We start from the raw sequence: 21141 nt of genomic DNA, 5'->3' as shown, positions 1-21141 counted from the left end.
CTACAAACGGTTTATATTTTAGAGTTACAGGTTTCGGACAATAAACAATTAAACGATTAAACGGTTAACCGATTAACCATACTAATATACCGCTTTCCATCCATTTTTTTTCCAATAGGCAATTATGGGTTTATAAGGTCCGTATTTGTGTTGTTCTTCTGAGAAGTTATCACTGAAAGGGCTGTGTGCATAGTCAATTGGTTTCCCCATTTTATTAGGGTAATCAAATGTTTTGGGGTTTGGTCTGTCGTGTACGGAATCATCATTTACATAGGCCGCAATATCGAGTGCCTGCAAGTCGGTGAGATATGGTTTTCCCGGACTGACTTTATCGTATGGCATATTGCTTTTTAGCCATTGTGCCTGTTTGATTACTCTGTGCATGCTTGAACCGGGCTGATATCCGTATTGTCCCCAAAGAGGCGGGTAGGTGTAGCCTGATTTATCGGCATTGTACTGACCTTCTCCGTTGTTTCCGTGGCAGCGGGCGCAATTTTCGATAAAAAGGGCTTTTCCTCGTTCCGGGCTCGCGGCTACATCCGGAAATTCAATTTCCAGATTTTTGGCACCTTTAAAATCTCCATCTTTCGGAACAAATTTGCTGATCCATTTAAAGTAGGATAAAAAAGCGACCATTTCTTTGCTGTCCAGCGGAAGCGGTTTCCCGGAATGTGGACGCATGATACAATTGTTAACCCTTTCGGCCAGAGTAAGGACCTTATTTTCACGTCCGCGATACTGCGGATAATTGTCGTGTGATGCCATTAAATTAAAGGCGTGAGGTTTTGTTCCTGCATCCTGATGACAGTTGGTACAATTCATTTTGTTGCCTAAATATTTTCCTTTGATTCCGTTTGGACCAATATAATAAGCGGTTTTTAGCATTAACTCTCTTCCATAACGAACAGATTCTCCAAATGGATCGTCCGGAATTTTTGAGGTGTCAATGGTAATATACGAATCATCGTCGGCAGTTTTGCTGGCTAAGGTCTGCGAATTGGAAGTATTGCACGAATTGAAAACAACAATTGGCAATGCTGCAAAAAGTCCGATAAGAATTGTTTTTTTCATGTTTTTTATTTTTTAAAGACTGCCTTTAATTCAATAGAAAAGGTTTTAAGTTTTCTTCGGGAATAAATTGTACGCGATAGGGCGGTATTTCAGATTCTAATGCCCACAGTAAAACTCCTTTTTTATTGGTCAAAACCGTAATATGTCTTTTGGAACAACAAGCCAAAATGAGTTCTTTATTGATCATATAAGCACTTCCCATTCTGTCGTTGTAAACGTCTTTTGGTAATTGTACGTGGAAATCCAGTTGAACGGATTTATTCTTTTCATCTACTTTAAGAGCAAAAACAGAAGATTGCTTTTTGTCTACTCCGTTGTCAAAAAACATCAGACTGCCTTCGGGATTGATGTGGGCGGCGTGTGCCTGAGAGAAATCGGTGTCTTGCGACATTTTAAGATTTCCTCCTCTCCCTAATTTCCAGAGTACCTTTCCGGTTTTGGCCTCTATTTTCCAGATTTGACCGTTGTTGTAAAACGAGATCAGGAAATTACCGTCTTTATCATAGTTTAAACTGTTGGCATGCATCCAGTCTTTCTTGGTTTTGAGTAGTTTTTTGTCTTTCATTGGATCTAAATCGTCAAAAACGCTCCATTTCCATAGTTGCTTTCCTTTTCTGTCCAGAATCAGAATCCCGTCGCCATTAATCGTATCTTTTTGTTTTCCGCCAATAGAACTTAAATCGGTTATTCTTTGATCGACAAATAAAGTCACAATTTCGTTAGCAGATTTTTTAATGATTTCGTGATGAATCACCTGTTTTAAATCGCCTTGTCCCTTTTTTATGTGGGTTAGCGTGTCGCCTTGTAAATTAATTTCGAGAATTTCACTTCCATAACTTGTGGGTTCGTCATTTTTTCCCAGAATAGCAATAATACTTTGCTCTTTGGTAAAATGGGTAACTTTAAACCCGGTTCCTTCAACGGTATGATACCATCTTAAGTTTCCTTTATAATCTACAATATAAGCAACGCCCGGAGTTTCTCTTTTGGCCAAAAGCATAAATCCTTTTTTGAAATTTTCCGGCACCAGTTCAGGTTTCGGACAGTTGGCTTTGAATTGTTTTTGTAACCATTCCGGTAATTTTCTCGATTTGAAGGTATATATTTTACTGCTGTCTTTTTCCTTTCCATTACTCGTGATTAACTGAAAATGATATTGAGTTTCAGGAGTAATGTTGCAAAGGACCAAAGAATGAGACAGACCAGCTTTTGAAACTGGAGAGCTTATTCTATTTTTTGTGTCTTTTTGAGCAGGCCAATACTCGGCATAGACCTGAACATTTTCATTCGTGGTCACATCGATCTGAATTTTCAATTCGTTGTTGCCATGAATACCAATGTTGATGTTCGTGACAGGAGTTCCCTGTTTTTTAGAACAGCTTAACACAGTTAGCAGCAAGCAAATAAGAAATACTTTAACTATTGCATTTTTAATCATCGGAAAGGGGTCTTTTAGGAAACAGAAAAGTTGTATCAAGTTTATTTAAATTGTAGTTCAACGTTTTTCGGGATCATACTATTAATACTTAAAAATCAGGAACAGAACGTGAAAATAACGTTTGTTCCCGATCTGTTTTTCATTATCTGTCGGCATTACTCAGGTTCGGATTTAAGTCGACCTGACTTTGCGGATAGGTGTAATATTTGTTTTTAGGCATGGTGATAGGTGCGGTTTCTCCAACTCTTACATGATAGGCATTTACCAGAACATCAAACTTATTCATTCGGATTAAGTCCTGACGGCGCTTTCCTTCATAGAACAATTCCCATCCTCTTTCCTGTAAAATAGCATCTCGTAACGAAGTTTTATTATAATCGGATAAAACCAACAGTTTGGCATGTGATCTTCCTTTTACCTGATTGATAAGGTCTATGGCTTCTGCAGTCGGGCCGCTTATTTCGTTTAAGGCTTCGGCTCTGCTCAACAATACATCAGCATAACGCAATATGTTTACGCTGTGACCATCATAATAAGTAGTGGTTTCATCATCGGCATATTTTCGGGTCGATACGTCAGGCATATAAAATTCTCCTTTTGGTGGCTGTGCTCCTAAGGAAGGTGCTTGTTTGTGAAGCAATTTATCAGTACCCATAAACTCCGGGAAGAAGCATTTTTTTCGATCGTCTTCATTTCCAAAAGTGTTGTAGAAGTCCCAGTTTACGGTATAATACTGCCATCTGTTTTCGACAACCGGATGATCGATAGGACCAAAGTGGTTCAGAAGTTCGGTTCCGTTTACATTGGCATCACTAAGAGAAGAAAAGATGTTTTCGCTGCACCATTTGTTACTTTCTTTAAAAAGCCCCAAATAAGTAGGGAACAGGCTGTATTCGTTGAGGTTCATGACTTGTTGTGTAAGCGAGGCTACTTTTTGCCAGTCATGATTTCGCAAATATAATTTTGCCAATAACGTCAACGCTGCACCTTTTGTAGCACGTCCTACATCATTACTTTCATAAATTGCATTTTTCTTATAGTTCACTGGTAAAACAGCAGCGGCATCATTCAAATCTTTAATTAAAAGAGTTTCTATGGTTTCAACCGGAGAAGGGGGAGTCTGTTCCAGATAGTTTGGATTGTCTAAGTTGGCTTCTGTTACAAGGATAACAGGTCCCCACGCGTCTGTTAAATCCATATAAGCAGAAGCTCTTAAAAATTTGGCCTCGGCTATAAACTGAGTTTTTTCTGGTTCTGTAATGCCGCTCATTTTTGAAATATTAAAAATCGCAAAATTGGCGTTGGCTACCAGTTTGTACATGGCATTCCAATCTTCCAGAAGCAGACCGTTGGCAGAATTCCAAAGCCCTAAAGATAATTGCCCCGGGTCACCACCATACTGACAATGCCCTAAATCTGTGGCAATATCAGTTAAAGCAAAATGTCTTGTTGCCCAGTACGAGAAGTTGTCTCCCACAGAAGGGCCTTTTAATCTTCCATAAATAGAATTAATAGAAGCGATAGCATCCGATTTGGTTTGAAATCCATTAGTATCGGTCAAACTGCTGTATACGGTAGGATCAAGATCGTCATTGCATGAAAATTGCAAACCTGCCGTCAGTAAGAGGAATATGATTGTATATTTTTTCATTTTAATAAATTTTATGTTACTAAAAAAGCTTTTAGACTAATGAATGGCAACCTTAATACCCAAAATGATGGTGCGTGAAGCCGGGAATGAATTGAAATCGATTCCTCCTCCCAGATTTTGTTTGGTAGTATCGTTGGTGAAATGCCCGTTTACCTCAGGATCATTTCCGGAATAATTCGTGATCGTCAGTAAGTTTTGTCCAATGGCATACAATCTGATATTGTCCACAAATTTGAGTGGTTTTAAGACACTTTCAGGAATAGTATATCCGATCGAAAGGTTTTTTAGGCGCAGGTAAGAAGCTTCCTCTACAAATTTTGAATTGACATAACTTCCATAAGTACTTTTGTAATAGCCGTCTCTTGGAACATCCGTATTTTCATTGGTACCGGCTACCCAGCGGTTTAAAGCATCTGTACTGGTTGTTGACTCTCCAACCATTCGGGTCATGTTGTAAACCGAATAATCAAAAGCTCCCTGAAAAAAGATGTTCAGATCGAAGTTTCCAATTTTAAAATCATTGTTAAGCCCAAGAGTATAATGAGGTGTTGAATTGCCTAAGTAAGTTCTGTCGTTTACGGTAATTGCACCGTCTCCGTCTAAGTCTTCGTATTTTGGATCACCCGGTTTAGACAAAGGCTGCGGAGCATATACTTCTCCGGTTTTGATTACTCCGGCATATTTAAAACCATATAAAACGCCCATTTCTCTGCCCGGTTCCAGTCTCGTAAATTCGCGTCCCGAAACCGTTCCGCTTGGATTAGAAGTATTTTGACTGATGATAGACACATTATCGGCAAGTGAAACTACTTCTTGTTTGTTGTAAGCCACATTTAGTGAGGTCGTCCACAAGAAATGATCGTTTCTGAAATTAGTACTGGTAATTCCCAATTCAATACCTTTGTTATCAATCACCCCGGAGTTGATGGTTTGTGTGTTAAAACCCCACCATCCGCCAATAGGGACTCTGATAAGGGCATCAGTAGTCCTTTTTTTATACACATCAATTGTTGCGGTTATTCTGTCATTAAAAAGTCCCATGTCCAATCCAATATCAGTCTGAGTGGTTTGTTCCCATTTTAAGTCTTTATTGGCTAAATTGGCAGGTTCTGTACCATTAACAAAATTTCCGTCCCCAATAGTTACTCCCCAGGCTCTTAAGGTTGGCATGAAGGCATAATCTCCAATACCATCCGCTCCTGTAACTCCATAGCTAACTCTTAACTTAAGATCAGAGACCGTTTTGGAGTTTTGCATAAAAGATTCGTTAGATATTTTCCATGCTACTGCTCCTGAAGGGAATATTCCGAAAGAGTTATTGCTTCCAAAACGGGAAGAACCATCTTTTCTTAGGGTAAATGCAGCCAGATATCGATCACTGAAAGAATAATTTAGCCTCCCAAAATAGGAAGTTAGCTTCGTTTCGATTTTTTCAGTCTCAGGTTTCAAATAAACCGCTGCTGCGTCAAGGTTGTGATAGGTTAATGCATCGTTAGAAAAACCGGTTCCGGCTGCTCTCAAAAATTCATACGTATCTTTTTGATTAGACGTACCAATCATGGCACTCATCGAATGTTCCTTAATATTGAATTTATAGGTTAGGTATTGCTCCGTACTCCATCTGAAATAAGTTTTGTTTTCTTCAGATCCTGATCCTTTTAAAGCAGCTCCTGCAACCAAAGTTCGTGGTGTGTATCTTCCTTCAATATTTTCCTGCCATTCCGCGCCCGCTCCAAAATGATAGGTAAGTCCTTTAATGATTTCATAGTCTAAGAACATATTTCCGTTAACCAATCTGTTGATGATATGATCGGTTGGTTCTAATAAAAGTGCCAAAGCATTATCTTTTCCCTGAAATTTGTAATAAGACCCGTCGGGATTGTAAATTGGAATAGTTGGTGGGGCAGTCTGGATAGAAAACAACGGGGACAAAATATTATCTCCAAAATCGCTATTGTTTCCTTCGCTGGCAGCTCCATAGATGTTAGTTCCTACGTTTAGTTTGTCATTAAATCTTTTTTCGCCTCCCATTCTCACACTGTATCTTTTAAAATCAGTATTTTCGATAGCTCCGGTTTGTTTGATGTAGTTTCCGGAAAGGAAAAATTTAGAGGTTTTGTCGCTTCCGCTAAAAGTAATGGTTCTGTTTATTACTTCTCCGGGGCGTGTTGCGGCCTTAAACCAATTCGTATTGGCAACCGGGAAATCGGAAGAAAAAACAGGAGGTCTTCCATTCTCTTTCGCAATAGCATTTTGAATGTCGGCATACTGCTGTCCGTTGATAAGAGAAGGTTCCTTGATAATGCTTTGAAAACCATCTGAGATTTCGGCTTCAATCTGCATTTTACCTGATTTTCCTTTTTTAGTCGTAATCAGGATCACCCCATTTGCACCTCTTGAGCCATAAATAGCGGTAGAGGAGGCATCTTTTAGAATTTGAATGTTTTCAATGTCGTTCGGACTGATAGAGGCTCCTGTACTGGTAATGAAACCGTCGACAACATACAAAGGCGAATTAGAATTGTTAAGAGAATTTCCTCCTCTAATAACAATCGAAGGATTGGTTCCCGGAGCGTAGCTGTTTTGCTGTACCTGAACTCCCGAAGCGCGCCCTTGCAGAGCCTGACCAACATTCGAAATAGTACCTCCTAAGTTTAAATTGTCTTTGCCGATAGAACTTACAGAACCGGTAAGATCCTTTTTCTTAGCTTTTCCGTATCCTATAACTATTTCTTCTAATTTTTGCCCTGCCTCTTTGAGGACAATTTTTAAAGGTGAGCTTCCAACAGTTACTTCCTGATCTTCCATACCAACGTAGGAAATGATAAGTTTTGTTACATTATCAGCAACAGTAATGGCAAAACTTCCGTCTGAATCAGTTTGTACTCCTGTGCGGCTTCCTTTTACAACAACATTTGCTCCGGCGATAGGAAGTCCGTTTTGATCTGTCACTTTACCCTTCACTGTTTTTTCAAAAAAGAATGCAATATCAGTTCTGCGATTTATTCTTACGGCTGAGGTTGCTGAAACCTGGACGGTAAAAACGAATACTAAAAAAAGTGTGAGTTTAATCTCTGCACCGGGAAGATTTTTTAGCCTAAAATCTTCTGGTCTTTTTTTGGTTAAAAATTTCATACTTAAAAATTGAGTTTGGTTAATGTTTATTTGTTTTTTTTCGTTTGTAAGCTTTTGGAATTCTTTTATGAGATAATTTTTGATTTATAATTTATCTTCTGACGAAATGGTTTAAAAACAATTGCCGTTCTGTTTTACTCTTTTTGTATGTGGTATTTTTTTCGTTTTTCTGTTTTTTTTGGGAGGTGAAAAACGACTGAAAATGTATTAATTAACTTGGTTTTAAGATTATTATGAAACGAAGCTATAGATTATATTTTTATAAAACAAGAAAAATGAATAAAAATGTGCTCGAACACATTGATTTTATGTTCTCGAGCACATTTTTTTAATTGAAACACTTTTTTTTACTTAAATTTGTGAGATTATAACGAATATGGATGATAGAAATAATGTTTGTTGTTTTGATGTATTTTTTGATAAAATTGCATTGTGTTGATATATTGAATGTATTATTGTTAAAATAATAGTTAATCGTCTGCTTTGTTTCTTGTTTGTTAAAGACGTAAAATCTGTTTCTATTTTAATTTAAGTTAAAAAAGACAGTATTTTATTTTATTAAATTTTAACCTACATTCATGATTCAAAAAAAAATAAAAGGAGATTAGAATTGAAGCAACTTTTCAGACTTTGAAATGTTAAAAAATTAACAAAATAAAAAATAAATAGTAGTGAAAGAATATCAGGTAGTTTTACAAGATAAAAGTCAGGAAAAAGAAGAGCAAAATCCTATGGTACCATTTTGGGAAAACGCAAATTGCTTAACTGATTTTTGCTCGCCATGGAAAAGTGATCCACTTTTAAAAATAGAATTCAGAGCGCTCTGGGATCTTGAAAATTTCTTTTTTAATTTCAGAGTTTTTGATACCGGGATCTATATCGATCAAAAAGACGATAGTTTTGATAGTATTGGAAATTCAGATCGTGTAGAATTGTTTTTTAGAACCAGCGAATCCTTGGATCCTTATTATTGTCTGGAAATGGATACCGCCGGGCGTTTAATGGATTTTAGAGCGCGTCCCAACAAGGAATTTGATTTTGACTGGAAATGGCCTAAAACTGATTTTGAGATTAAAACCTTAAAAGATGAAATTTCTTTTACAGTTGAAGGACGAATCAGTATAAAATCCTTAAAAGAATTGAATTTAATACACAACAATACTATAGAAGCAGGTGTTTTTAGAGCTAAGTTTTTGGAGAATGAAAAGCGACAGTATGAACCCATCTGGATTTCCTGGGTGAATCCTAATACCGAAACTCCTAATTTTCATATTGCTTCTTCTTTTGGGAAATTTATTTTGATGGAGTAGAGGTTTCCGGAATGAGATAGTTTTTCCACAGAGTTACACAAAGGAATCACAAAGCTTCACGAAGTTATTTTAAAGCATTTTTTGTGTATCTCTGTGTAACCTTTGTGTAACTCTGTGAAATTTTTCGACAGTGGAGCGTTATTTAAGAAACGTAGAAAGAAGCATTTTCTACATTAATAATATCTATCGGAAGTAAAATCGTTTCCGGAATATCTTTTCGGAATAAAAAGTGTTCAACTAAAGTGCTCACCCCTAAGTAAGCCTGTCTTTTTTGATTTTGATGAATTAAAAAATGAACCAATCCCTGATTCAGGAAATTCACATTTTTTTCCACTAAATCATAACCTATAATCGCAATCTTTTTATCCTTTACAGTAGACAGTATAGAGGCAATTTGGTACGCTTTTGAGGTCGTGATAAAAATACCTTTCAGATTTGGATTTTCATCTAAAAACGCAGAAAATTTAGTTTCCACATTCTGATGTTTTAGTTTTAGAGTAGTGAGTGAAAAACCGCTAATCTTTTTCTCGTCAAAGTAACTTTTAAAGCCTTTTTCTTTTTCCTGCATGTGTACCGCATTCTTAAGGCTTTCGTCAATGTGTATGATGGCGATCTGACCTTCCGTCAAAATCAGATTCATTAGGCTGGCAGCTACACGACCGCTTTTATGCAAATCCTGTCCAACAAAACTTTTTATAGATTCACCTTCAATTTGGTTGTTGAATGTGTTTACGATGATGTTTAAATCGTCATATTGCTTTACAATTTCTACCGTTTCTTTGTGAAACAACGGAGCAATTAAAACAGCATCAGGCGATTTTTGGATAATGATATCATGAGCACTTAAGAACGATTTGGTGCTTTCCGGATTAAAGAAGTGTGTTTCGATAATAACACTATACGCTTTAAATTCAGTTTTAGCATCCTGAATTCCATTAATGCAAGGAAGCCAGTACGGGTCAATTTCCGGATCAGGCAGCAAAACACAAATTCTGTAAACTTTGGTGTTCTTTAAATTTCGTGCAATTAAGTTCGGTTCGTAATTAATGACGTTTAAAACTTCATTTATTTTGTCCAGTGCTGTAGGAGAAACTTTTCCTCTGTTATGCAAAACCCTGTCGACAGTCCCTTTCGAAACTCCGGCCATTTTTGCTATATCCTTAATGGTGTACTTTTTATCCATATTGGCAAATATAGAAACTTTGATTTGATTATTTAAAAATCCTGTAAGAATTAATTAGTGTGCTCGAGAACATTTCAATAGTGTGTTCGAGCACATTTTTTTGTTTTTTCTTGTTTTATAAAAATATAATCAATAGTTTCGTAGAATCAAAATCAAAAGAATAAAACCAATTTTTAACCAAATTTCATTGTAATATATTGTTTTACAGTGTTTTATTATAAAAATTTCAAGTGAAAAAAATTACCTCATTAGCCCCGGGCAGAACCTGTCTCTTTGGAGATCATCAGGATTATTTAGGATTGCCGGTTATCGCCTGTGCAATCGATCGGAATATACAACTAATTGCCGAACAAAATCTGACTCAGACCTTTGTTTTAAATATGATTGATATTAATGAGACCCGTACCATTGATATTGACGCCACTTTCGACAAATTAGAGCCCAGAGATTATTTTGCCTCCTCCTTACGCGTATTGCGCAGGTACGGCTGTGTGCCAAACGTTGGATACGACATTACGATCACGGGAGATATTCCGATAAACTCCGGAACCTCTAGTTCTTCGGCTTTGTTAATGGCATGGATTCGTTTTTTGATCGATGCTTATGGTATTGATCGTGAAGTTACACCTGAGTTTATTTCCAAATTGGGTTATGAATCTGAAGTATTGGAACATGGAGAACCGGGAGGAATGATGGATCATTTTAGCATTGGGGTGGGGAATATTGTGTACATCAATACCAAAGATCCCTTTTCGTATAAAGTAATAGGAACGAGCTTGAAAGGCCTGATAACAGGAGTTTCGGGAGTTCCAAAAGAAACAATTGGTTTGTTGGGAGAATTAAAAGGAAATGCTTTAATTTCTATTGATATCGTAAAGCAAAATTTCCCGGATTTTGATCTGCATGCTTCCAAAATAGAAGACCTGGACCGATACAGAAGTTGTTTACCGGACCGATTGATTCCTTTCTTTGAAGCGGCATTAAAAAACTATCATTATACCAAAGAAGCTCTGAAAGAGTTTGAAAAACCGGTTTTAGATCTTAAAAAAATAGGCGGATTGATGAATCAGCATCATGAAGTTTTACGTGATTTATTAAAAATTACCGTACCCCGAATTGATGCTATGGTCAATGCTGCTTTGCGCGCGGGTGCTTACGGAGCAAAAATTGTAGGTTCAGGCGGAGGCGGAAGTATAGTCGTTATCGCAAATCCGGAAAAAGAAGATCTGGTGATCGAAGCCATTCTCGAAGCAGGAGCTCAGGAAGCCTATGCCGTAGCTGTTGATCCGGGTGTAAGGGTTATTGAAAATGTTGAGATTTAAGCTGTGAGCTGTGAGCTGTGAGTTTTAGGAACCTGAAACTTGAAACCTGAAACATAAAACAATTCAAGACCTAAATAAATTTAAGGAAATTCAAAATGAAAATATATAAATATGCATAACAATTTAGTTATTCTTGCGGGTGGAGCATCCTCGCGCATGAAAAAAGAAGCCATTTCAAACAATTTATCTGCGGAAGAAATTGCGCAGGCAAATGAAAGAAGTAAAGGGCTAATTGGAGTTGGAGCAAGCGGGAGGCCTTTGCTGGATTATCTTCTGCTGAACGCTAAAAAAGCAGGATATAAAAACATCTACATTATCATTGGCGAGCAGGGAGAGCTTTTTAAAGAGTTTTACGGTAGTCAGAATACCGATAACGATTTTCACGGGCTTACTATTTCATTTGCTGTACAATACATTCCCGAAGGCAGAGTGAAGCCCTTTGGTACGGCAGATGCTTTGTTTCAGGCGGTAGAACAGTTTCCGGAATTAAACACACAGCAGTATTCGGTTTGCAACAGTGACAACTTGTATTCGGCAGCAGCTTTACTGGCGCTTAGAGAGACCAACAGTCCAAATGCTTTTATTGCTTACGATCGCGATGCTTTGGAATTTCCTTCCGAAAGGATTTCGCGTTTCGCCATTGCTAAATTAGATCAGAACAATCAGTTGTTGGATATTTTAGAAAAGCCTTCAGCCGATGTTTTAGCCGACTATAAAGATGTAGAAGGAAAAATCAGAGTAAGTATGAATGCTTTTAAATTCAACGGAAGCACTTTATATACTCATTTGAAGAATTGCCCCGTTCATCCCGAGCGCGACGAAAAAGAGCTGCCTACAGTGCTGTTAAATGCCGTAAAAGAAAATCCAAATACAACAATAGGTATTCCGTTTTCAGAGCATGTTCCTGATCTGACTGCTAAAGAAGATATTGCTGATGTGAAAGAGTATTTGAAGCAATATTATCCGGTTTTAGACTGGAGTATTTAGGAAAAATTAACAAAATATTGATATCTAATTTACAGATAAGTATAACTTATTAGACTACTTTTGTTTTAAAATTGCAAAAAATACGCACTGAATTGCGGGTAAATTGCGATATATTTGCAAAAAGTGTTGGTGTTATTTTAGAGGAATCAAACAACTAATCTATTAACAATCAACCGATAAAATTATGTCAAAAATTGAGACTGCAATACATATAGAAAAGAGGAGTTCAATCATTCCGATGATTATTCTTACCGCATTGTTTTTTATATTGGGATTTGTCACCTGGTTAAACGGACCTTTAATTCCTTTTTTTGAATTAGCGTGCGAGTTGTCTTCTTCTCAAGCCTATTTTGTAACTTTTGCTTTTTATATTGCCTATTTTGTAATGGCAGTTCCATCGTCCTGGGTCATTGAAAAGGTAGGGTATAAAAATGGTATTTCTTTGGGATTATTAATCATTGCAGCCGGAGCATTTATGTTTTATCCGGCCGCTGAAAGCCGAACCTTTTTACTGTTTTTAATTGCTTTGTTTGTGATGGGAACCGGTCTGGCAATTTTGCAGACGGCTTCAAATCCCTATGTAGTAGTAATTGGACCAAGAGAAAGTGCAGCAGCCAGAATTAGTGTGCTGGGTATCGCCAATAAACTGGCAGGTTTTGTAGCGCCATTGATATTAACGGCATTGGTACTGTCTAACATGCAGGAGTTTACAGCAGATAAGATTGCGGTTTTAGACGCCGTTTCAAAAACAAATGCTTTAAATTCACTTGCATTACAATTGCAAAGACCCTATCTTTATATGGGATTGATTATAATGGTTTTAGCACTTTTGGTAAAACTGTCTCCACTTCCGGAAATTGATTTGGATGAAGAAGGAAATGTAGCACATCTGAGTATTTTTAAGCAAATTAGAAATGCTTTCAGACGCCCGCAATTGGTTTTAGGAGTAATCACTTTGATGCTGTATTTAGCAGCCGAAGTCTTGGCCGGAGATTCTATTGGAGGATTCGGAAAACAATTAGGCGTATATGGAACTGAAGGGAATTTTTATTTAAAACTAACTTCGTTTACCATGTCGGCAATGGTAGTAGGGTATATATTAGGGATCACATTAATTCCAAAATACCTTTCACAAGTAACAGCTTTGAAAGGATCCGGAGTTTTGGGAGTAATTTTAGTGTTGGCAATAGTATTGATTTCGCCAAAAATAATGATTCAGTTACCCGGGATTCCAAACTTACCGGTGGTGATACTTTTAGTAGCATTATTAGGCTTGGCCAACGCGCTTTGCTGGCCGGCAATCTGGCCGATGGCATTAGAGGATTTGGGAGGCTATACTAAAATTGGAAGTGCAATTTTGATCATGGGGATCATCGGAGGAGCAATTTTTCCTTTGTTCTACGGAATGATCACAGAAAATATAAATGCAGCAAATACGGCAAATGGTACCGTGGGAGTATCAAAAAGCGGGAACCAGATTGCTTATTTAATGCTGCTGCCATCCTATTTAATGATTCTTTTCTATGCAGTAAAAGGACATAAATATCGAAAGTGGTAAGATGTAACGAGTAAAATTAAAAAACTATATCATGTTAAAAAGTAAAATCGACAAAGCAACAGGGTTCGAAAAACGTTTCGAAAACATCAATACGGTCGTTTTTGAAAATTCCGGCGATGCATCAAAAGAAGTAGCTCAGGAAATTGCGGCTTTAATTCAATCCAAACAAAAAGAAAACAAACCTTGTATTTTAGGATTAGCAACAGGTTCTTCTCCAAAAGGACTATATGCTGAATTGGTTCGTTTACACAAAGAAGAAGGCTTGAGCTTTAAAAATGTAATTAGTTTTAACCTGGATGAATATTATCCAATGGAACCAAATTCGATCAACAGTTACGTTCGTTTTATGAAAGAATTGCTGTTTGATCATGTCGATATTTTACCTGAAAATTACCACGTTCCGGACGGACTTTTAACTAAAGAACAAATCGCAGATTATTGCCATGATTATGAAGCAAAGATTGAAGCTCTTGGCGGTATCGATTTGCAGATTCTTGGAATTGGAGGTAACGGACATATAGGTTTCAACGAATCAGGATCGTTACAAAACTCTAAAACACGTTTAGTGGCTTTAGATCATATTACCAGAGTTGCGGCAAGTAAAGATTTCTTCGGATTGAGTAATACGCCAAGAACTGCTATAACACTTGGAGTAAAAAAGATTATGGAAGCTAAGCAGGTAATTTTATTGGCTTGGGGAGAAGGAAAATCAAATATTGTAAAGAAATCGGTAGAAGATGAAGTAACCAATCGTGTACCAGCTTCCTTCTTACAGGAGCATAACAATGCGGTATTTGTTTTAGACAAAGAAGCTTCTTCTAAACTTACCAGAATCAATAAACCTTGGTTGGTAGAAAAAGTAGTATGGACGGATAAACTGACTCGTAAAGCTGTTTTAGGATTAGCACTTCAGCTTAAAAAGCCAATCTTAATGCTTACCGATGCTGATTATATCGAAAACGGAATGAGCGATTTATTAGCTGATTCAGGTCCTGCATACGATATTAACATTAAAATATTCAACAAACTTCAAAATACAATTACAGGATGGCCGGGTGGTAAGCCAAATGCGGAAGATACCAACCGTCCGGAAAGAGCAGAACCGGCTAAGAAGAGAGTATTGATTTTTAGTCCGCATCCTGATGACGATATCATCAGTATGGGGGGAACTTTCATGCGTTTGCAAGAGCAGGGACATGAAGTACACGTGGCGTATCAAACGTCTGGGAATATTGCCGTAGCCGATGATGAAGCTTTGCGTTTTGCAAGATTCGTAATTGATTACAATGAAAAATTCGGAATCAAGAGCGAAGAGGCAGATAATATTTACCAAAAAGCGGCGACTTTCTTAACCAATAAAAAGAACAGCGAAATTGATATTCCTGAAGTTCGTTACATCAAAGGATTAATCAGAAAAGGAGAGGCGAGAGCAACCAGTCATTTTGTAGGTTTAACCGATGATCAGATTCATTTTATGGAATTACCATTCTATGAAACCGGAACCATCGAGAAAAAACCAATCGGAAAAGAAGATATTCAATTGACGATGGATTTAATTGAAAAAATCAAACCGCATCAAATTTACGCAGCAGGAGATTTAGCGGATCCACACGGAACACATAAAGTATGTCTGGACGCTATTTTTGAAGCCGTAAAAGCGCTGAAACCAAAATCATTTATGGACGATTGCTGGTTGTGGCTGTACCGTGGAGCATGGCAGGAATGGGGAATTGACGAAGTAGAGATGGCGGTGCCAATGAGCCCGGACCAGGTTTTGGCAAAACGTCACGGAATCTTCAAGCATCAGTCTCAAAAAGACGGTGTTGTTTTCCAGGGAACCGATGCCAGAGAATTTTGGCAAAGAGCCGAAGACCGAAATGCTGAAACAGCTGCTTTATACCAACAATTAGGTTTGGCGACCTATGCTGCGATGGAAGCTTTCGTGAGATGGCATTACTAAGGTTCAAAGGCTCTGAGGTGCTAAGATTCTAAGATACTAAGTTTCTATATTCGCCACGAACTCACGAATTAGTTTAAATATAATTCGTGAATTCGTGGCGATTTTTTTTAAGTCACATCGTTTTCGCTAAAATAAAAAGATTAGAAAATCATTTTAATCCTTCTAATCTGTGGCAAAAGAAAATATTAAAAGGTTCTAAGGTTTTAGTTGTCAGTCGCAGTTTACACTGTCAGTGACAGTAAGTTTGAAACCGAGACAGAAAAACTGCGACTGAAAACTATTTTTTAATCTGTGGCAAAAGAAAAAAAATAATAATAGCTTTGCGCAACAAGAAGCAAGAGAAGAGAATGGGTCTATATTCTTTCCTCTTGCTTCTTTTTTCTTTAAAAAAAAATGGAATCAGACAAAAAACTTCTCATCAAATTAGCCCATACCAAAATGCCTTTCGGAAAATACGAAGGTTATTTTTTAATTGATTTACCCGAGTATTATGTCGTTTGGTATCAAAACAAAGGGTTTCCAAAAGGAGAATTGGGACAACAGTTGCAACTTATATACGAATTAAAGTTAAATGGACTGGAAGAACTGATCCGAAATATCAAAAAACAATATCCGAAACCTATTAAGTAGTTGAGAAATAAGTTGATATTTTAGAATCATCAACGTTTTTAAATTAATAAATACAGAAAAAGTACGTTAATTTAATTGTTGATAACTTAGGTCGGTTAATTACAGTTTGTGTAAGTCGTTTTCTATTTTTGTCAGAACTAACAACAACAACAACAATTTTTTATGGAAAATAATTTACCTTCTTCAAATGCTGGTCAGTCATTAGGTATTATCGCTTTAATTTTTGGTATTATCGGTGTATTAGCAGCATTTATTCCTTGCTTTGGTTTTATTGCAGTTTTATTTGGAATTCTTGCAATTGTATTTGGAGCAATTGCTTTAAATCAGGCAAAAAAAGAAAATGCATCGACTTCTTTACCAAAAGCCGGATTATATTTAGGAATTGCAGCAACAGTTTTTGTTATTATCTGGGTGGCTATTTTTGTTGGTTCAATAGGTTCTCTTGCTTTAGAGCATAAAGATGAAATCAAAAGAGCTTTAGATTCTGTTGAGGTGGAACAAATAAAAACAGATGATTCTTTAGATATAAAAGTACAGGTAGATACTACTACAATTGAGACTACTGTAAAATAATTTCTTGCATAAATGATAGTTTATCAAGGAATAGATTCTTATAAAAGGATAAACGTAATTTTGATCGTCATAATTATGTTTGTCTTTTTTTATTGCTTTTTTCTTCCATATTTAAATTTTGGTTTGCGTTCATCCTGCGAAGGATTGCCGTTGATGTATTGTAAAAGCCGTGGACTCACAAGGGCTTTTTCTGAAATACTTAGGTTTCATTTTCATGAAGCAATTATTTGTAATCCATTTAGTATAAAAATCTTTGGATTCTTTTTGTTTCAGCTTGCTGCGAGATTTTTTATCAATGGCATCATTTCTTTTTCCATATTTAAAATCGTATTAATCTTTGATATTTCGGTAAGTGTAGTTTCTTTTCTTTTCTGTTTTTACAATTTGATACTTCCTTATTAGAATACAATTGCTTTGTATTTTTGAGTTTTACTTATGGATTTTTAGTTAATAGTGGTAAAAAATATTCATTTTGATAAAATAATTGATTGGTAAAGTATTTAAAATAAAATGTGCTTAAAAAATTAAAAATTATCTCATTCCTGAATTGATAAATTGTCTAATTAAATTTGTACTTTTGCCAAGTTTTTTACACAACTACATACAAACAACAACAGAATGAATCAAACAAAATATATTTTTGTTACAGGCGGTGTGACTTCTTCATTAGGAAAAGGAATTATCGCGGCATCTTTAGCAAAATTGTTACAAGGAAGAGGATACCGTACAACTATTCAGAAATTTGATCCGTATATCAATGTGGATCCGGGTACGTTGAATCCATACGAGCACGGAGAATGTTATGTAACAGATGATGGTGCTGAAACAGATTTAGATTTAGGTCATTACGAACGTTTCTTGAACGTTCCTACTTCTCAGGCCAATAACGTTACTACAGGAAGAGTTTATCTTTCGGTTATTGAAAAAGAAAGAAGAGGAGAGTTTTTAGGAAAAACAGTTCAGGTAGTTCCTCATATTACTAACGAAATCAAAGACAGAATGCAATTGTTGGGTAAATCCGGCGATTATGACATTGTCATTACTGAAATCGGTGGAACCGTTGGTGATATCGAATCATTACCTTATATAGAATCTGTTCGTCAGTTAGTTTGGGAATTGGGTGAAAATAACGGAATCGTTATTCATTTAACATTGGTTCCATATTTAGCTGCAGCGGGTGAGTTGAAAACAAAACCAACACAGCATTCTGTTAAAACATTGATGGAAAGCGGAATCAAAGCAGATATTTTGGTTTGTAGAACTGAGCATGAATTGTCTCAGGAACTGCGTCAGAAACTGGCTTTGTTTTGTAATGTGAAAAAAGAAGCAGTAATTCAGTCTATTGATGCTTCAACAATATACGAAGTTCCAAATTTAATGCTTGAAGAAGGATTAGATGTAGTGGCTTTGAAAAAATTAGATTTGCCTAAAAAAGCTTCTCCTGATCTTAAAAACTGGAATACGTTTTTGAAAAGACTGAAAAATCCAAAACATACCGTAAATATTGGTTTGGTAGGTAAATATGTAGAAATGCAGGATTGTTACAAATCTATTTTAGAAGCATTCATACACGCAGGTGCAGCAAACGAAACCAAAGTAAATGTAATTTCGATACATTCAGAACATATTAATGCTGAAAATATTGTAGAAAAATTAGCAGGTCTGGATGGAGTTTTAGTAGCTCCTGGTTTTGGAGAAAGAGGTATCGAAGGAAAAATCGAAGCAGTTCGTTATGTGCGTGAAAACAACATTCCGTTTTTCGGAATTTGTTTAGGAATGCAAATGTCTGTAATCGAATATTCAAGAAATATTCTAGGTTACAAAGAGGCGAATTCTACTGAGATGAACGACAAAACGCCTCATCCTGTGGTGAATTTGATGGAAGAGCAAAAAACAGTGACAGATAAAGGCGGAACTATGCGTTTAGGAGCATGGAAATGTGATATCAAGCCTGATACGCTGGCGTATAAAATCTACGGACAGAAAACAATTTCAGAGCGTCACCGTCACCGTTATGAATACAATAACAAATATGCTGATGAACTGCAAAATGCTGGTTTAAAAGCTTCAGGGGTAAACCCGGATACAGGTTTGGTAGAAATTGTAGAACTTGAAAATCATCCGTTTTTCATTGGGGTACAATACCATCCGGAATACAAAAGTACAGTAGCAAATCCACATCCGATTTTTGTAAACTTTGTGGCTGCTGCAGTGAATGCGCATAAAAAATAATAATTAATATTCTGAAAAGTGTAACGTTTGAATCTAATTCAGCACTAATACCTTTTTAACGAATAACTTTTTAAACTGTAATGGAAGAAAAAAAATTTGATCTTAATTCAATCATTGGTTTTGTATTGATATTTGGAATTTTGATTTGGATTATGTACCAAAATCAGCCTTCTGATAAAGAGATTGCTGCTGAAAAAGCCAAAAAAGAACTAATTGCCAAGCAAGAAGCACAAGCGAAAGCGGATAAAACTAAAACAGCTGTTTTACCGGTTGCTTCAGCTACAACTCCTGGTGATACAGTGCAATTGGCACAATTACAAAAAACATTAGGTGGTTTTGCTTATTCAGCTACACTGCCTTCTGCTAAAGAAGGTTTTACAACTATTGAAAACGAAAAGATTAAACTTAAAATCGCTAACAAAGGTGGTTATATAGTAGAAGCTACGTTGAAAGAGTTCAAAAAGTTTGAAAAAAATTCAGGACAATTAGTTGAATTGATTAAAGACAATAATGCTAATTTAAACATTCAGTTGCAAACTGCTGATAATAGAACTTTAAACTCTAAAGATTTATTTTTTGAACCTACGCTAACTAAAAATGGCGCAGATCAAATTTTAACAATGCGTCTGAAAGCAGGTGCTAATGAATTCTTAGAATACAAATATGTTCTTAAACCAAATGATTACTTAGTTGGTTTTGATGTTCGTTCCCAGGGGTTAAACAAAGTTTTAAATACTGGAAAACCATTAGATTTACAGTGGGATCTGAAAACGTACAGAAACGAAAAGAGTATTTCGTACGAAAACCGTTATGCTGAAATTTACTATAATTACAAGGATGGTAAAGAAAGTTATGTTGGTCAGGGCGATCATAAAGAAGAAACACCTGAAAAGGTAGATTATATTGCATTTAAGCAACATTTCTTTGCTACAATTTTACAAACAAATACTTCTTTTGAAAAGTCACAGCTTGTTTCTCAAAACTTAGTAAAAGACGAAAAAATAGATACTGTTTATACAAAACAGTTTAAAGCGAATGTTCCTTTGGCTTTCTCTAATGGAGAAATAGATTATAAAATGAGCTGGTATTTTGGACCGGCAGATTATAAAATTTTAAAATCTTACGATAAGAATTTTGAAAAAATTATTCCATTAGGTTGGGGGATTTTTGGCTGGATTAACCGATTGATTTTTATTCCTTTGTTTGGATTTTTAAGCTCAACAATTGGATTATCATTAGGAATTGCGATTATCATCTTTACGATTATTATTAAATTGGCCATGTCGCCAATTACCTATAAGTCATTCCTGTCTCAGGCTAAAATGAAAGTTTTACGTCCGGAGATTACAGAATTGGGAGAAAAATTCAAAAAAGACCCAATGAAAAAACAACAGGAAACGATGAAACTGTACAACAAAGCAGGAGTAAACCCAATGGCAGGATGTATTCCGGCATTGATTCAGCTTCCTTTTATGTATGCTTCATTCCAGTTCTTCCCTTCAGCTTTTGAGTTAAGACAAAAAGGTTTCCTTTGGGCAGATGATTTGTCTTCTTTTGACTCGGTGGTAAAATTACCATTCCATATTCCGTTATATGGAGATCATATCAGTTTGTTTCCAATTTTGGCAGCAATTGCGATTTTCTTCTACATGAAAATGACATCTGGAGATCAGCAAATGGCAGCGCCTCAGCAAGAAGGTATGCCGGATATGGCAAAAATGATGAAAATCATGATTTATGTTTCGCCATTAATGATGTTAATTTTCTTCAATAGTTATGGTGCCGGATTAAGTTTGTACAACTTTATTTCGAACTTAATTACAATCGGTATCATGTATGTAATTAAAAATTACATTGTTGATAGTGATAAGATTCACGCTCAGATTCAGGAAAATAAATTAAAAGAGCCTAAAAAGCAAAGTAAGTTTCAACAACGTCTTCAGGAAGTAATGGAACAGCAAGAAGCTGCAAAAGCTCAGAATAAAAAGAAATAACACCAATAAAAAAATCTCGATTCTTCGGGATTTTTTTATATCTGAAATATACTTAATCAAAGTCAGAATCGTTAAAGTTTAAAATAGAATATAAAAG

Annotated in this window: 14 protein-coding genes; 9 read left to right on the top strand and 5 right to left on the bottom strand. The window is 36.2% G+C overall.

Going from position 1 to position 21141, the window contains the following annotated elements; translation table 11 throughout:
• Nucleotides 1–81 precede the first annotated feature (81 nt).
• The 4 genes from BHE19_RS09190 to BHE19_RS09175 form a co-directional block, all read right to left on the bottom strand.
• On the bottom strand, nt 82–1071 hold the full coding sequence (locus BHE19_RS09190; RefSeq protein WP_070906858.1) for a c-type cytochrome: 990 nt from the start codon (nt 1069–1071) through the stop codon (nt 82–84).
• 25 nt (nt 1072–1096) lie between these two features.
• Nucleotides 1097–2509 (bottom strand): aryl-sulfate sulfotransferase, encoded by a 1413-nt coding sequence (locus BHE19_RS09185; RefSeq protein WP_070906856.1) that lies wholly within the window; start codon nt 2507–2509, stop codon nt 1097–1099.
• 142 nt (nt 2510–2651) lie between these two features.
• Nucleotides 2652–4160: a RagB/SusD family nutrient uptake outer membrane protein gene (locus tag BHE19_RS09180; RefSeq protein ID WP_070906854.1), complete on the bottom strand. Its 1509-nt coding sequence runs from the start codon at nt 4158–4160 to the stop codon at nt 2652–2654.
• A 36-nt stretch (nt 4161–4196) separates the two neighbouring features.
• On the bottom strand, nt 4197–7295 hold the full coding sequence (locus BHE19_RS09175; RefSeq protein ID WP_070906853.1) for a SusC/RagA family TonB-linked outer membrane protein: 3099 nt from the start codon (nt 7293–7295) through the stop codon (nt 4197–4199).
• A gap of 671 nt (nt 7296–7966) precedes the next feature.
• On the opposite strand from BHE19_RS09175, the gene BHE19_RS09170 reads away from it, so the two are divergent.
• Nucleotides 7967–8605: a sugar-binding protein gene (locus BHE19_RS09170; protein WP_070906852.1), complete on the top strand. Its 639-nt coding sequence runs from the start codon at nt 7967–7969 to the stop codon at nt 8603–8605.
• A 142-nt stretch (nt 8606–8747) separates the two neighbouring features.
• On the opposite strand, the gene BHE19_RS09165 is transcribed toward BHE19_RS09170, so the two are convergent.
• Entirely contained in the window at nt 8748–9788 is a 1041-nt protein-coding gene (locus tag BHE19_RS09165) for a LacI family DNA-binding transcriptional regulator (RefSeq protein ID WP_070906851.1), read from the bottom strand.
• Nucleotides 9789–10018: 230 nt separating this feature from the next.
• On the opposite strand from BHE19_RS09165, the gene BHE19_RS09160 reads away from it, so the two are divergent.
• The 8 genes from BHE19_RS09160 to yidC all read left to right on the top strand — a co-directional run bounded on the left by BHE19_RS09160 (nt 10019) and on the right by yidC (nt 21044).
• Nucleotides 10019–11110 (top strand): mevalonate kinase family protein, encoded by a 1092-nt coding sequence (locus BHE19_RS09160; RefSeq protein WP_070906850.1) that lies wholly within the window; start codon nt 10019–10021, stop codon nt 11108–11110.
• A gap of 111 nt (nt 11111–11221) precedes the next feature.
• Nucleotides 11222–12097, top strand: a complete 876-nt coding sequence (locus BHE19_RS09155) for a sugar phosphate nucleotidyltransferase (protein ID WP_070906849.1) — start codon at nt 11222–11224, stop codon at nt 12095–12097.
• Nucleotides 12098–12281: 184 nt separating this feature from the next.
• A complete protein-coding gene (locus BHE19_RS09150; RefSeq protein WP_070906848.1) occupies nt 12282–13655 on the top strand; it encodes a sugar MFS transporter in 1374 nt (457 codons plus the stop codon).
• 31 nt (nt 13656–13686) lie between these two features.
• On the top strand, nt 13687–15615 hold the full coding sequence (nagB, locus tag BHE19_RS09145; RefSeq protein ID WP_070906846.1) for a glucosamine-6-phosphate deaminase: 1929 nt from the start codon (nt 13687–13689) through the stop codon (nt 15613–15615).
• 393 nt (nt 15616–16008) lie between these two features.
• A complete protein-coding gene (locus BHE19_RS09140) occupies nt 16009–16245 on the top strand; it encodes a DUF3820 family protein (protein WP_070906845.1) in 237 nt (78 codons plus the stop codon).
• A 162-nt stretch (nt 16246–16407) separates the two neighbouring features.
• Nucleotides 16408–16818, top strand: a complete 411-nt coding sequence (locus tag BHE19_RS09135) for a DUF4190 domain-containing protein (RefSeq protein ID WP_070906843.1) — start codon at nt 16408–16410, stop codon at nt 16816–16818.
• Nucleotides 16819–17436: 618 nt separating this feature from the next.
• Nucleotides 17437–19050, top strand: a complete 1614-nt coding sequence (locus BHE19_RS09130; RefSeq protein ID WP_070906841.1) for a CTP synthase — start codon at nt 17437–17439, stop codon at nt 19048–19050.
• A gap of 80 nt (nt 19051–19130) precedes the next feature.
• Nucleotides 19131–21044, top strand: a complete 1914-nt coding sequence (yidC, locus tag BHE19_RS09125) for a membrane protein insertase YidC (RefSeq protein WP_070906840.1) — start codon at nt 19131–19133, stop codon at nt 21042–21044.
• The last annotated feature ends 97 nt before the right edge of the window (nt 21045–21141 follow it).

Origin of the sequence: Flavobacterium tructae (assembly GCF_001853485.1) — a bacterium.
GTDB lineage: Bacteria > Bacteroidota > Bacteroidia > Flavobacteriales > Flavobacteriaceae > Flavobacterium > Flavobacterium tructae.
Note: the sequence above shows the minus strand (reverse complement) of the source record. Positions and strands in the feature narration are given on the sequence as shown.